The organism is Algibacter sp. 2305UL17-15 (assembly GCF_040720935.1).
In the GTDB taxonomy this organism is placed as follows: Bacteria; Bacteroidota; Bacteroidia; order Flavobacteriales; family Flavobacteriaceae; genus Jejuia.
On the sequence record NZ_JBFDAE010000016.1, the window covers coordinates 1 to 14,681 of the forward strand.

Annotated in this window: 10 protein-coding genes and 1 tRNA gene; 1 reads left to right on the forward strand and 10 read right to left on the reverse strand. The window is 36.9% G+C overall.

Annotated elements, in window-relative coordinates:
- Positions 1-176: 176 nt before the first annotated feature.
- The 8 genes from ABXQ82_RS15255 to ABXQ82_RS15290 all read right to left on the reverse strand — a co-directional run bounded on the left by ABXQ82_RS15255 (position 177) and on the right by ABXQ82_RS15290 (position 12,648).
- A complete protein-coding gene (locus tag ABXQ82_RS15255; RefSeq protein ID WP_367061613.1) occupies positions 177-1,703 on the reverse strand; it encodes a hypothetical protein in 1,527 nt (508 codons plus the stop codon).
- 2 nt (positions 1,704-1,705) lie between these two features.
- Positions 1,706-3,262 (reverse strand): amidohydrolase family protein, encoded by a 1,557-nt coding sequence (locus ABXQ82_RS15260; protein WP_367061616.1) that lies wholly within the window; start codon positions 3,260-3,262, stop codon positions 1,706-1,708.
- The gene (locus ABXQ82_RS15265; protein ID WP_367061619.1) at positions 3,246-4,412 is read right to left on the reverse strand and encodes a M14 family metallopeptidase; all 1,167 of its coding nucleotides are present in this window, start codon (positions 4,410-4,412) and stop codon (positions 3,246-3,248) included. The genes ABXQ82_RS15260 and ABXQ82_RS15265 overlap by 17 nt, the downstream gene beginning before the upstream one ends.
- A 34-nt stretch (positions 4,413-4,446) precedes the next feature.
- Positions 4,447-5,442: a hypothetical protein gene (locus ABXQ82_RS15270; protein ID WP_367061622.1), complete on the reverse strand. Its 996-nt coding sequence runs from the start codon at positions 5,440-5,442 to the stop codon at positions 4,447-4,449.
- Positions 5,443-5,527: 85 nt separating this feature from the next.
- Positions 5,528-6,691 (reverse strand): hypothetical protein, encoded by a 1,164-nt coding sequence (locus ABXQ82_RS15275; protein ID WP_367061625.1) that lies wholly within the window; start codon positions 6,689-6,691, stop codon positions 5,528-5,530.
- A 17-nt stretch (positions 6,692-6,708) separates the two neighbouring features.
- Positions 6,709-8,310 (reverse strand): SusD/RagB family nutrient-binding outer membrane lipoprotein, encoded by a 1,602-nt coding sequence (locus ABXQ82_RS15280; protein ID WP_367061627.1) that lies wholly within the window; start codon positions 8,308-8,310, stop codon positions 6,709-6,711.
- 16 nt (positions 8,311-8,326) lie between these two features.
- Positions 8,327-11,407 (reverse strand): SusC/RagA family TonB-linked outer membrane protein, encoded by a 3,081-nt coding sequence (locus tag ABXQ82_RS15285; RefSeq protein ID WP_367061629.1) that lies wholly within the window; start codon positions 11,405-11,407, stop codon positions 8,327-8,329.
- Between the two features lie 14 nt (positions 11,408-11,421).
- Positions 11,422-12,648 (reverse strand): M14 family metallopeptidase, encoded by a 1,227-nt coding sequence (locus tag ABXQ82_RS15290; RefSeq protein WP_367061632.1) that lies wholly within the window; start codon positions 12,646-12,648, stop codon positions 11,422-11,424.
- A 94-nt stretch (positions 12,649-12,742) separates the two neighbouring features.
- On the opposite strand from ABXQ82_RS15290, the gene ABXQ82_RS15295 reads away from it, so the two are divergent.
- Positions 12,743-14,227, forward strand: a complete 1,485-nt coding sequence (locus ABXQ82_RS15295) for a PLP-dependent aminotransferase family protein (RefSeq protein WP_367061634.1) — start codon at positions 12,743-12,745, stop codon at positions 14,225-14,227.
- A gap of 206 nt (positions 14,228-14,433) precedes the next feature.
- On the opposite strand, the gene ABXQ82_RS15300 is transcribed toward ABXQ82_RS15295, so the two are convergent.
- Both ABXQ82_RS15300 and ABXQ82_RS15305 read right to left on the reverse strand, forming a co-directional pair.
- A tRNA-Pro gene (locus ABXQ82_RS15300) sits at positions 14,434-14,508 on the reverse strand.
- On the reverse strand, positions 14,499-14,681 hold a 183-nt coding region (locus tag ABXQ82_RS15305), incomplete at its 5' end, for a GIY-YIG nuclease family protein (protein WP_367061637.1). The genes ABXQ82_RS15300 and ABXQ82_RS15305, both read right to left, overlap by 10 nt.

A 14,681-nucleotide genomic window follows, 5' to 3' on the forward strand; every position in this document is an offset into this window, starting at 1 on the left:
AAACCAAGCACATAGTTGTTAGTGAATAACCAACAAATGTTAACAACACAGCTGTTTTTCTAAAAAACAAAACTCAATTTGTTAATAACCATGAGTTTTTTATGATAGGCTGAATAGTTACAAAAATAGAATGGCATAAAAAACATGTTTATAACTATCTCTGAAAGTAAACTTCACTATATTTTGTTTTTTAAATGTTTTGTCTTTTCGTTATTCTGATTAAAATTCTGCATTAATTGATATACATACGGAATCTGTTTTTGAAAACGGGTTAAGATATCATAGGAAATATTGTCCCTGCTAAAAGGCACAACCTTCACATATTCTTGAATGTTGTGTGCATTTCTACCATATTTATAATCATACGGAAAACGGCCTTGGGCATCAATTTTATTATTTGGGTTTTCTTTATTTGGAACACTTATGTAAAATTCGCTGTCCTTGATATTTCCATTGGGATTGAATAGCGATTCCGTTTTTAAATAATCGTGCAGTTCTTTGGCGGTATCCACCGCAGGGTCAATCAGCTTAATGTTTTCTGCCATAACATCTCGGTACATAAAATCACCATCTTTACCGTTATAATTGTAAAGTTCGTTTAAAATATCATGAATTTCGTCAGTCATATAAGGGTAATGCGTACAGCCTAAAATGATGGATTTCAATTTATTACTAGTTTTAGAAAGACGGATTTGCTCCATCAAAGTCACTAAATGATAACGTACATAATTCTTGGCATCATTTATTTGAAGGACGGAGCAGTCATCATCTTTTTCAGTATCACATAGCATCTTACTATTATCGAAATCAAAATTATAAATATCGAAAAGAGTCCGGTCAATTTTAATATCTCCATCCAAACTTGGTCCTTTGTAATCCTGTCGAGGCTTCTTTAGATTTTTATCAAAATAGTCTGGGTCTTCATCAACCGCTTCGGCTATACCAACACCTCCTTGCGAAAACACCTCGATATTTCCGGTATAACCTAACTCATCTTTCATCTTTAAAATTGTGTTCTGATATCCTTTTGAAGCTACTGTTCCGGCTGTGGCCAAAACACCAATAATAGCATCTTCGTCCTTTTCCAAGCTCGCCAAAGTCCCTCGAACGCCAGCATCAATTACCCCTATTACTTTTAGGTTTGAATTTGCCTTTTTTAGAAATTCTTCTATGTATTCTTTTCCGTAGGCCGTAGCAGTATTACAGGCTATCACCAGAGCCTTTACGGGTTGTTTGTCGCTATTGAATGAAGCATCCGAGGCATCCGAATAGTATTTATTACTCATTAAAAACTGGGCGTCCTTGATGATGTGTTCGTTCAACAAATCCACTTTGTTTTCTTTGGAATAATTCCCGTAAGGCATATTGGCTTGGTCGCCCAAATAGATGAAGGACTCTTTCAAAAAATCTTCTTTTCCATCCTTTCCATTTTGATGGGTTTCATTACTATTTTCATCGTAATTGACGATAGCCTTTAAAACCGTCAACCCTCCCGTTCCGGAATCGAAAACACCAACAGGTAGATTGGCTCTTTGCTTCGGATAGTTTTCAAAATCAATGTGATAAAAACTATTTTTATCTTCAATTATTGAAGAAACAATATCCTTGTTTTCTAGGGTTTGAGCAATATCTTGTTGTTTTTGATTTTTGCATCCAAAGACCAAAAACGCCAGCAATAGAAATGATAGTTTTAGCTTACTCATAATCAATTCTTTTTAAGTACTCTTCCGTTTAATGCACCGGTGTATGTTCCCTTTTCAACAGATAGCTTTCCGTTGATAATGCTGTATTCCAACCCCTCGGCGTATTGAAAAGCATCCTTGTAATCTGCTTTATCCTTAAACGTTTTTGGGTTAAAAATGATAACGTCGGCATAATACCCTTTCTGTAATTTTCCACGCTTAGGAATTTTGAATATTTCAGCAGTTTTTGAGGTGCTACCATTAATAAAGGTTGCCATATCTATAATACTATCCTGTTTAACGTACTTATGATATTTCCGAGGAAACGTACCATATTTTCGTGGATGCCCGGTGTTGCCGTCCGAACCCGTAACAACCCAATCCTGTTTCATGAAATTGTGGATGTCATAAGGATTCATATTGAAAGAAGCCACACGAACGTAACCCGTTTTAAGAATGGGGTAAACCGCTTCTTCCGCAGGCATATCCAATAACTTCGCAATTTGCTGAAGTGTTTTCCCAAGAAACGTACTGTCCGTACATTTAACTATCAGTAGTTTTTTAGGGCCTCCGCGACGAGCAATATTGATTTTTGTTTCCTTAAAAACTCTGTCCCTGAACTTTGGATGGGAAGCACGATACAGCAACGAATCCTTACCTCCACTTTCTGCCCACCGTGGCGATACGGCCGCATTTAAGCTTGTGCCCGAGGCATCGTAAGGGTATTGATTTGCGGTGACTTCAATACCTTCGTTTCTGGCGTTTTCAATAATTTTTATAACAGAATCACTTTGATGCCAAACATCTACGCCCAAACATTTTATATGTGAGATATGTATCGGCAATTTAGCCTTTCTGCCAATTTCTATGGCTTCTTGAACCGACGCTATCAAACCTATGGTGTTTGAACTTTCATCCCTTAAATGCGTATCGTAAATACCGTCGTTTTCGGCAACAATTTTTGCCAAGGTAATGACCTCGTTTGTACTGGTATAACTTCCCGGAGCATAGTATAATCCAGTTGACATCCCAAAGGCTCCGGCATCCATTTCCTTTTGCACCAATTCTTGCATTTTTACCATTTCTTCTGGAGTTGGCTTCACATCACTTTTCCCAATAACCGCCTCCAAAATCTCATGATGACCAATAAGTTGCACAGCGTTTGTGCCTATACCTTGTTCAGAATATAGCTTTTGATATTTTTCCGTTGGATAAAAACTATCGCCATCATTACCCACAACAACGGTAGTTATCCCTTGTAATAAAAAAGGTTTATTATGGGATGTTGCGGAATCTTTTAATTCCCTGTCGGCATGTGTATGTGGGTCTATAAACCCCGGGGATACGATTAACCCCATGGCATCAATTGTTTTGTGTGCTTTAATATTTACCTCTGAAGGATTTCCAACAAAAACGATTTTATCATCCTTTATGGCTATGGCATTATTACTTGGTTTTGTATCCACGCCATTGTAAACCGTTCCGTTTATAATGAGGATGTCGGCATCGGTTTTATCTTTTGCGCACGAAAAAGCCAGTATTATCATGAAGTAATAAATGATATTAGTTTTGTAACGCATGGGTTTCATTGTTTTTTAATAAAGTTTTCATGAGTTGATTGGCATATACTCGGGCTCTTTTTTTAACAAGTGTTCGATGTATCTCATCACCCTCTTCATAAGTTACAGCTTCTGCTCCAAATTGGTTATAAATATAATTATAGCAATAGGGCAGTTCCTGACTTCGCCGTCTTGTTTCTACTTCAAAATCGGAATGCTTTTCAATGTTTTCAACCCATTTCGGAATAATGCCTTTTGTTTTTGATTCGTTAATCGAATCCAAAATCAACAAATATGGCCCCGAATACGAGGTGTGAAAATCAATACCAAATGCAATGCTTTGTCCTTCAAGTACCTTTTTTTCCAAATAGGTTTTTACCATTTTTGTTTCGGGTTGTGTGAATTCAATCCAATCACGATTCAAATCTTTGCCATTGGCGTTATGCCTCCAATGTCCCATATCTGCACCATCTGGATTTAGCAAAGGGAATGCATAAAGATTAAAATTATTCCGAAAGGCCTCGGCATCATCTGAATTTGATAATAACGCTTCGTAAAAAGCCTTAAAGCCAATCGTGCCACCCGGTGTTTCTGGAGGATGTTGTCTGGCAATGAGTACAACCGCTCTTTTAATTTTCGAGTTTTCAAGTTCCATGCAATAATTGTTATTGCCGTTTGCCGTTTTACCGCCTACCACTTTTTTAAGATTGGAATGTTTTGCAACCAATCTATCAACCCAAGCATAGGTGTCTTTTGAAGTCTCAATTTCTTGAGCCGAAACATATAATTTCTGCTTTGACACATCAAGCTTTAAAGTGGCAGTACCTTTGATTGTATCAAGCTTAATATTTTTGGCATCTATCTTTTTCCAAGACGATTTATCCATACTTAGCTTAGGAATGTAACGGTGTTTATAAGCTCCATAATTAAGTTGAACCTCAATGGTTTTCTCAATTTCAGATGAAATGGAGAAGGCATAATACGGACTTTTATTTACAGGCTCAAAAGCCGGTGAAATGTATGCTACATATGTTTCATTACCACTATTTGAAACGCTATCCAGCCTTGCTCCAGCAAAATTGCTATCAAAATGAACTGTATTCGCGCTTTTCTTTTCAGCACATGAAAATCCTAAAATCACAAGAATGAGAACACAACTTAAATTTTTCATGTTTTGTTTTAAATAACTGAAACAATAAGCTCTTTTAGTTAATATATCCTGGCACACCAATATCTGCCATAGTATGGAGTCCCGGTTTTGCCTTCAGTATTGAATTGATGCAATTGATGGTTATGGCACATGTGGCAATATCCCCGTTAATCCCACCATCAATTTCTGTTGAAAAATTAGGCGTTCCTTCAACTGATATTCTATCGAACGACCTTGGCTCGCCTATCGCGGCCTTAAAATGCATTCTTATTTTGCAATTTCCATTAACGTAGCCATGTGCAACTTGCTCAACACCGCGCGCTTCCCCTTGTGCTACTTTTATCGCTTCAGAAGCTACATCCTGCTCAGCAATTACAGGATCTAAACTCTCGGTGACTTTATCCAATTTTAAGCCTATACTATTCGCCAGTAAATACACCGATTCTTTAAGTCCTACATGGCGAAGCATACCTTCAGCTTCCTTCTTTTTAAAGGCTTCCATATCCAATCCTGCCCCAATCTTTCTTTGAAAAGGAATTCGTCTTGGTGTAGCATCCTGAACACGCTCAATACTAATATGCTTTATGTCCTTGCAAATTGAACTCATTACAGAAGGCAAATAATCCATTAAAAAACCTGGATTCACTCCTGTGCCCAAACAGGCAATATCGTTAGCTTTACAAATATCATCCAGTTTTTTACTGAGTTCAGGTTGTAAGTCCCACGGGTAAGATAGCTCTTCACAGGTTGAAATCACCGGAATCCCGTATTTGGCAACAGTTTCCACTTGAGGAATTAATTTTTCTAAACTCGACACCGTTGTAATAATAGCTACGTCTGGTTTAAAATTAAGTTGATTTAAAGCCCCATCAACGCTTTGCGAAATATAAACATCATCTGATAATGTTGCACAAAATTCGTTCAAGGATTTGCCAGCCATTTCTGGGTTTAGATCCACCACAGCAACGGTTTTTATCGTTTCCTTTTTGGCAATATATTGTGCCGTCTTAATCCCTAAAGGACCAAAACCTACTTGAATAATATGTTTCATTTGCTATTTTTTAAAAAAGAGGTTGTTTAACTGCTTAAACATCAAAAAACAACCTCCCAACTAAAACAAACTAAATGTTAAAAGTTTAAATTTCGGGTTCGAATACAATTACATTATCAATATAAATGTCCTCTGTATCATGGCCGGATTGGATTTCAATGACCAATTCATAAGATCTGACACCCTTGAGAAACCCAGAATTAGCAGTATTCCAAACGCCTTCAACCTCTTCAGCATCGTCATCTAATTTGTGAAGTATTTGAATAACTTCACTTCCTGCATCGGTTGTAATATTTGCATAAGCCTTAATACCGTCTAAAGTTTCCCAACTTGTTGTTCTTAGAAAATATTGAAAAGAAACTCCTGAGTTTTCCTGACCTGCGGGAACATTTACTGTATCAAAAGTAATTCTAATGGCTCCATCTGCGTCTTCCATATGAAAAGCTTGGTTGCCATCTGGGAAAGGCACTAAAGTATCATCTGTTGTTTCATCACTTAAAGGGGCTGTTACGCCAATGCGTTCTGATGTAAACCCTAAACTAGAAGTACTTATATTATCAACAGGGACAAATTCAGAATTAAATCCAATTTCTCCACCTGTTGAAGTAAAATCTACGAAAGGTGGATTAGCACCATTAACTAAATCCCCAGCTTCATTAGCACCTCCATTGCGTGTATATGTTGCGTTTTCATCTCCTACGGGGACTTCCTCAAATGATGTCCCTTTGATAGTTCTTCCTGGCGGGGTAAAAAAGGTTACATCAAATTCAATAGCGTCACGGAATCCTGTGGATTTTAGACGCACCGTTGAGTCTCCTCCTTGATTTACATTGTTATCATCAAAATCTGGAGAAAGCCCAGAAAACACTCCAGTTGTCGTTGTTACGGTAGCAACAAACGTAAATTTTGAGCTTTGAGCAATATCAGCTGTGGTTATTCCCAAAGCCGAAACTATGTCGTTAATAGTGAAATTGAGTTCTGCCGGAAATGAGTTTATAACCACAAAGTCATTTATAACCATATCTTCATAATATAGTGCCAAGGCATAATTTGTGGCATTATTATTTGGATCTACCAATTGTTCTGATATTGTCGAGGTATCTAACTCTAGAATGTTAAAAACTAAAGTAGGAACTTCATTGAATTGAATAAACCCTCCACGAACCGCAATATCTTCCAGCAGGTTTTTGTCATCTTCACAGGCGAAAATCGCTAGAAAACAAAGCAAATATTTATATATGTTTTTCATAATTGATTTTTTTAAAATTATTTTATAAATCCATCCGGGTTTTTGTCCCAAAACACTTTGTCGGTGTTAGGTTTTTGGGAAATTGAACCATTGGTTTGCACCTCGGCATCCGCATAAGGGAAACTTCTGGGAAACGTAGGGTTATCATCCCCGACAGGAATTTGAATATTTGATGGATATCCAGTTCTTCTATAAGCGTTATAGGCTTCTATAGAGTTCCCAAATCCAGCTAAATAAAACTCAGTAATAATGATGTCCAATCGTTCTTCATCCGATGAAGCGGCATTGTAATTGGTAATGACTTCATTTACGTAATCATCCACATCTGATTGGGTTGGTTCAAACGTTGAATTCACATCACCATAATTTAGTACTTTATCCATGGATGCCCTTATCGCTTCTTCCAATAAAACAGCTGGGTCTCCATTTGTGTCCAAGATTAAAGCGGATTCGGCTGATAAAAACTTGATATATGATGCCGTTATTATGGGCAATATTCCAGAGCCTCCAGAATTTGCGGTATCAGGTGTGCTTATAAATTGATCTTCATCAAAAACACCCCCTGCTGGATAAATGCCGTAAACTGTTCTGAATAAATTATCGCCTCTACCTGTTCTATCTTCACCATGGTCCAATCCCCAATACTGGTCGCCCACATAGCAAAAATCCACATCGGGATCACCTTGGCAGGCCAAATATGGAGGGCCACTAAAAGGATCAATATCAGATTGACGGTATAAATAATAGCGAATTCTCGGATCCCTTATAGATTTGGAATCTTTTAGCATCCACATGAAATAATTGCTGATATACTGGGAAAATCCGTTGATATAGGCACGAATGTACCATGGGTGTCTACTTTCCGGCTCAATTACCGCGGCATAGGGATATTGAAAGTCTTCTTCGGTACTGTCAATTAAATTTGAACCAAGTAGTGCATTGATTTCACCTTGAACATTCGAAACCCCTAAATCACCACTTGCCAATCTTGATTGCACCAGTAATCTTAATTTGAAAGAGTTTGCAAACGCTATCCAATTATCTTTATCGCTGCCATAAAACAAATCTGAAGACACGTCAAAAGTGGCGGCGTTTATATCCAAAATAGCTTGATCTATATCAGCTAAAACGGTTTGGTATAATTCAATACCACTATCCAATTTTGGACTAGGAAAAAGCTCTGGATTAGATGCTTCCGAAAACGGAATACTTCCGTTGTAATCTACCAAAGTAACGGTCAGGTAGCCTACCAATAATTTATTTATAGCATTATGAAATAAGAGATTGGAATCGGATTGCGCTAAGTCATCTATAGTTCTAGAAATCAGTAAAGCTTCATAATATCTTTCCCATTCTGCATTTAAAACGTCTGTGTCCACCACATCGCCGTAGCTATCTGTCATGGCCTCATAACGCATCACATCATCCGTATTTACTATCATATCTTCCATTAACTCCTGAAACAAATATTGAATCTCATTAAGCAAAAATTCTGGGTTTGCACTATTTGGAGTAACAGAATTAGGATTTTCCAGTAGGTCGAAGTTCGTTACCTCACAACCGAAAAGCAACATAATAGTGACCACGCCTAAACTAATGTATTTTATTGTTTTTTTCATTGTTCTCACTTTTAAATTAGAATGTTACTGTTAAACCCAAAGCAAAACGTTTGGTTGAAGGTACATTGTTCCTACCTAAACCTCCATCGGTTTCTGGATCATAATTCACATGTTCTGGGAAATTAGGTGCTATGTACCATAAATTCCGTCCTGTCAAGTTAAAGTCGATTCTATCAAAAGGCAACTTTCCTGTTTTATTATCAAGGGTATAACCCACCGAAATTTCTCGAATCCTGAATACCGAAGCATCCCACATACTTAAATCATTCGCATTATAGTAGTTTGAGAATACCGTTCTCAATCCATTAAGTTGGATGGTATTTGGTATTTTATTTCCGTTAGGATCCAAAAGAATATCACCTGATTCATCATCAGCCAAAAAACCAGGAATCACAAAAGAACCATTTCTGTTTTCAGTATCCCGAGTAACGCCACGCTCTAGCATATCTTCTACAGACCTTGAAGAAATATCGCCCCCATGTCTATACTCTATTTGAGCCCCAAACGTGAAGTTTTTGTAACTAAAACTGTTAATGGCCGTCCATCTCCAATCTGGGTTTGGATCTCCAATTACTTTTGGGTCTATCCCAACATCAGAGCTCACAATTACCTCTCCTACACGGGTGCTGGAACCATTGCCACTAATCAAAAGATTTCCTTCTTCATCCCTAAGTGCATAATCCCCAATGATTGCATTTATGGGACGCCCTTCAACGGCCCATCTGTCGGCATCAGCATCAAGTCTTATATTGGCTCCTGTTTCGGTAGTTTCAACAACCAAGGATTCATCGGCTGTAAAAATATTTCGGAAGTTCCATCTAAAATTTTCATTTTTAATGATATCGATACCTAAATCGATTTCAATACCTTCATTATCAATTCTACCAAGGTTGATAAATTTCTCATCAAACCCTGTGGATAAGGATAAAGGAGAAGCTACTATTTGGTCTTCGGATATTCTCTTGTAAAGCGATGTTTCCAAAGTCACCCTATTTCTGAACAACTTGGCCTCAATACCGATTTCAAATTCTTTGTGCAGTTCAGGTTTTAAATCTGGATTGGCAAAAATCCTACTGAATCTATTGGTAACTGGAAGCGTTCCATCCGGTGACGCAAAACGCATCGCATCAATAATAAGGGTGTTTCTTGTTCTATAGGCTTCAGGATAACCCGAGGAAGTAGCATAAGCACCTCTAAGTTTTAAGTAATTTATAACATCTCCACCAAAATCAAACGCTGATGTTGGAATAAAGGAAACCGAAGCTCCTGGATAAAATAAGGATTGATTTTCTGTTTCAACCGTACTGCCCCAATCATTTCTTCCAGATAAAGTAACATATAAGTAATTTTTATAGCCAAACTGGAATTGCCCGAATACACCGGCAATATTTTCATCCTCGGTAGTAAAACCAGATTCTGAAGTCGTAAAATTGCTTGGTCTTAAAAAGCCATAATTGATTTGTCCTTGAGAGTCTGATGACAATCTCTTAATTTTGGTCAACTTAGAATTGACACCTACCTGGGCTTCCAGATTGATATCATCTGTTAAATTCTTATTATAACCTAAGATGACTGTTTGATCTACGGTTACTTCCTTTCTGTAATCAATATTTAAATAACCATTTCTGAATTCATCATTATTGAAGCCTCCCTTATTTGAATAATCAAAGGTGTCCAGTTGTTCGCTATCGTAACCCACCCTGTAGGTAAGGTTAAAGTCATCATTTAATTTATAATTGGCGTTTACCGTACCAAATACCCTCACTATATCATCCTCAATCCCGGCATTGTTAAGCACCCAAAGTGGATTTGTATCGTTTCTATAATACACGGATTCTCCTGTTAATGGGTTTTGATATGGTAGCTCAGTTAAATCAATATTTCTAGGCAAGTAAAAGGAACGTCTGAAAATTTCTTGAGACTGTACCCTGTTTACCTTTCTGGTGGTATAGTTTAAGGTAGCTGAAAGGTTTAATTTATCACTTACCTGTGCATTGCCCCCTATTCCGATGTTGAAACGCTTTAAATCATTGTTGGCGAGAATACCTTTTTCATCTGTATAACCAGCTGAAATACTGTAAGCTAATTTTTCCTGTGAGGTGGTAACATTCAGGGCGTAAATAGTTCCGATACCGGTTTCGAACATGTTTTTAACATTGCCCCTTTTTGCTTCATAAGGCACGGTAGCACCATCAAACTCTGGAAAAATATTACCGAGTGCGGCATAAGGGTGAACAACTTCATCAAGCTCATCAAACGATGGTCCCCACACTGATAAAAATGTTGGTATAAAAGCTCCTGCCTGACCTTGTCCAAAGGAATTTTGATATTCTGGTAATTGCGAAACTGTATTGGTATATGCTGTTGTTGAAAACGAAGCCGTTGTTTTACTTTCGCCCATAGCAGCATTACCACTTTTGGTCTGTATTAAAATAACACCATTTCTACCTTCGCTTCCATAGAGTACTGCGGCATTAAACCCTTTAAGGATACTCATGTCTTGAATATCGTTTGGATCAATATCGCGCAAAAGTCCATTAAAAGGCACATTGTTAACAACAATTAACGGGTTGTTGGATTGTGTTAAGGAAATATTACCCCTAATCCTAATTGGCGAAGATGAACCCGTTTGCCCATCTGCTTGCGAAATGCTAACCCCGGCAATTTTACCTTGTAGTGTTCTTGCCAAATCTGCCTCAGGACGTTTCTCCACTTCTTCCGATTTTACCTGTGTAACGGCATAACCCAAAGCCTTTTTAGATTTTCTAATCCCTTGCGCAGTAACAACAACCTCTGCAAGACTCTCTGCGTCTTCCTGTAGGGTTATATTAATTACACTTTGATTATCAACTGTAATTTGTCGTGTTTGGTAACCCAAATAGCTTATTTCTAGAACCGCTCCCTTGTTTACCTCTAAACTGAAATTACCGTCAAAATCTGTGGACGTCCCCGTTGAAGTTCCCTGGACAACAATATTAACCCCCGGCAAGGGAACGCCATTGTTGTCTTTTACTGTTCCATTTATAGTTTGCTGTGCGAATGTAAATGCACTACAAATCATAAACACCAGTATTGAAACACATAGTTTTCTGTTCATACTTTTTAGTTTAGTTAATTATTATTTGCTTTAGTTAAAATTTTCATCATTTCCTTGGCTGTTACCTTCCCAATAGTTTTTATTCTTTCTTTGGGCGTGGCATCTCCTATTTCGTAAGTTATGCCTACGGCATTGTGTCCATATAAAAACCAACCTTTTGATACTGGTTTTGTACTATTGCCCGCAGCTTCATTTACCTTGTAGTCTGGAATATTTTCTTCCAGAGCAACAAACCAATCTTCAATGAAGTTTGGAAGTGCAGTCGTTTTTCTAATATTGTTGGTATAGAAAACGTCCTTGTAGGTAGAATGAAAATCCAATCCCAAAACGATCCTTGCCCTATTTTTCTTTAAAAATTTTGTAATGAATTCAACAGTTTGCTTAACCTCAGGTTGATTGTATTGCGACCAGTCTCGATTGGTGTCAACACCACCTGCATTATGTCGCCAATGGCCTAAATCCACACCATCGGGATTCAATATGGGAAATGCCAAAACGTGATATTGACTAAGAAAATCCTTAGATAATTGGGAGTCATCCAAAATGGTTTCCAAAAAATATTGGTAGGCATAAAAACCCGTAACTTCCGGTGGGTGCTGTCTCGTTAATAAAACCACCACATCTTTCCCTTTAGGATCACCTATGCCAATATCTAAAACGGGCAAATCCCTACCTAAAATGGATGTCCCATAGCTTTTTAGCGTTACATAATCCTTACCCGAAATTAAATTGTTTACCCAAGCTTTTGTATCATTATAAGTTTTCAATTCTTGGGCCGAAATAGTAAGGGGCTTGCTGTTTAATTCTATTTTGACGGTTACGGTATTATCGTTTCGATAAACATTTGTGGAATCAAGAATGCTCCAGGAATTATTTCTATATAGTTTCGGGATATAGCGATGCTTATGTTCCTCGGGATATTGAAATCTGATATAAAACGGTTTAGATGTATCAGACCATACCTTAAATGCATAATACGCACTATGATTAATAGGTTCATTTTCAGGAGCAATAATAGCTTTTGCAGTACTATCGTTTAGTTTTTCAAATCCATTTAGTCTGGCTCCATCAAATTCATTACTGGCATATATCCCCAAATCTTCTAGCTCAAAAGTTTTTTTGATTTGATATTCTATGGGTTTGGACTGAGTATCTATAGGTGTTTTAAAGCTGACTGTTTTTACAGAAGAGCAACCTAAAAACACAAGAAATCCCAGGAATAAAAAGGACAACCTTGCCATATTATTGTAGTTTGTTTTAGTTAGTTATCATAAAATTAATTAAAAAATTGGTTATATTGCACATACCAATTTTAAACAAAAGAGCATACCAATTATGCATTTCAACATAAAAAGCATCTTGGATAATAATGGTTTTGGAAACAAGGATGATTACAAAAATATTTATGTTCATTTATACGATTCTCTCAAAAAAGCCATCATAACTAAAGCATTGCCAGATGGTGTTAAACTACCACCTTCCAGAGTTTTGGCTCGAGATTTAGAAATATCGCGAAGTACTGTTTTAAAGGCCTACGATTTATTGGTTTTAGAAAAATATGTCTCCTCTAAAGTTGGCTCAGGATACTATATTGGCACGTCAAAAAATAAAAAAATCCAGTACAATTTAAATGTCCAATTTGAAAAAGGCAACTATCCCAAAATCTCAAAAAGAGGGATGGCCTTCAAAAAAGGGCTACAAATTATTAACGCAAAGTCAGATACCGGTGTGGCATTCCGCCCTGGTTTGCCCCCTTTGGATATTTTCCCTGTTAATCAATGGAAAAAAATCACAAATGACTATTGGAGAACCGTAAAATCGTCTCAACTTTCTTATTCAGAAACTGGTGGATTAAAAGTTTTAAGAGATAATATTTCAAACTATTTAAAGCTGTACAGAAATATTGAATGCCATTCCGATCAAATCATTATTACCACCGGATCCTTACATTCTTTATCGCTAATTGCAGATGCATTAATTGACAAGAACGATGACGTTGTCATTGAAAACCCCACATATCCCTTGGCTTATAATCTATTCAAAAGTCTTAAATCTACTATTCATTGCACAAATATTGATGAGGAAGGTATTGTCCTTAAACATATGGAATCTCAAAAACCAAAATTAGTTTACACTACACCTTCAAACCAGTATCCTACAGGTATAAAAATGAGTTTCAACAGACGCATTGAACTACTGAACTGGGCCAGCAAAAAAAACACATTTGTTATTGAAGACGATTACGACCACGAGTTTAGCAATTGGGAAAACCCAATTTCATCTATTTTCAGCTTAGACAAGCAACAGCGCACTATCTATTTAGGAACATTTAATAAATTGCTCCACCCATCAATTCGTATGGGCTACATGATTGTTCCTTATTACCTTTTGGATACAGTAATTGGACTATATAAACAGTCCAGCCGTTTTGTTCCACCAGCTTCCCAGAATATCTTAAGTACCTTTATTGAAAAAGATTACCTAAACAAACATTTACGAAAAGTGATCGAAGCCACGTTTGAACGTAAGGCATTCTTTTTAAAACATTTTAATGATGATTTTGAAAACGAAATTACAATCAACACAAAAAATACTGGACTCCACTTTATCGGTAAAATAGATTCGAAAATAAACGATACTGAGATTTCAAACCATTTTGCAGATAATGGAATTATAACGCACGCGTATTCGAAATACTTTATTGATGGAAGTAAAAAAAACGGTCTAGTTATGGGTTACAGTTCTGTGAACACTAAGGTTATAAGGGAAACCATTAATAAAATGAGAAAAGAATATGTAAGGTTTTTAAGTAAAAGTTAATTCCATTACATAAAAAACAAGGATAGACTACATTCCAGTAATTAAAACAAAAATCATGGGTTAAGGCCAGTTTGTATTTGCATAGTGTCCCGCTTTTAAGTATCCGTGTTTATCGGATCAATTTCAATGATAGTCTAAAAAATCATAAAACCTTATAAATCGTAAATTTACAAGGTTTTAGTTTTCTATGATATTCATCATTTTTGTCGGGGTGGCAGGATTCGAACCTGCGGCCTCCACGTCCCAAACGTGGCGCGATAACCGGGCTACGCTACACCCCGAACTGATTATCTTCTAAATATCTTTTTGCTCCTCGCTTTTTTATTTTTCTTTCCAAAAGCAATGCCAATGATCTATTCTCTACTTTAAATGTAATGATTAGATCCCATGGTACTCCATGTTTTGTGGATGCAACAAGACCTTTATTGTGTCTTTCCAATCTATTTTCGATATT

Coding starts and splice junctions, on each gene's coding strand:
- ABXQ82_RS15260 (WP_367061616.1), bottom strand. CDS start 3,262: ATGCGTTACAAAACTAATATCATTTATTACTTCATGATAATACTGGCT.
- ABXQ82_RS15290 (WP_367061632.1), bottom strand. CDS start 12,648: ATGGCAAGGTTGTCCTTTTTATTCCTGGGATTTCTTGTGTTTTTAGGT.
- ABXQ82_RS15280 (WP_367061627.1), bottom strand. CDS start 8,310: ATGAAAAAAACAATAAAATACATTAGTTTAGGCGTGGTCACTATTATG.
- ABXQ82_RS15285 (WP_367061629.1), bottom strand. CDS start 11,407: ATGAACAGAAAACTATGTGTTTCAATACTGGTGTTTATGATTTGTAGT.
- ABXQ82_RS15295 (WP_367061634.1), top strand. CDS start 12,743: ATGCATTTCAACATAAAAAGCATCTTGGATAATAATGGTTTTGGAAAC.
- ABXQ82_RS15275 (WP_367061625.1), bottom strand. CDS start 6,691: ATGAAAAACATATATAAATATTTGCTTTGTTTTCTAGCGATTTTCGCC.
- ABXQ82_RS15265 (WP_367061619.1), bottom strand. CDS start 4,412: ATGAAAAATTTAAGTTGTGTTCTCATTCTTGTGATTTTAGGATTTTCA.
- ABXQ82_RS15255 (WP_367061613.1), bottom strand. CDS start 1,703: ATGAGTAAGCTAAAACTATCATTTCTATTGCTGGCGTTTTTGGTCTTT.
- ABXQ82_RS15270 (WP_367061622.1), bottom strand. CDS start 5,442: ATGAAACATATTATTCAAGTAGGTTTTGGTCCTTTAGGGATTAAGACG.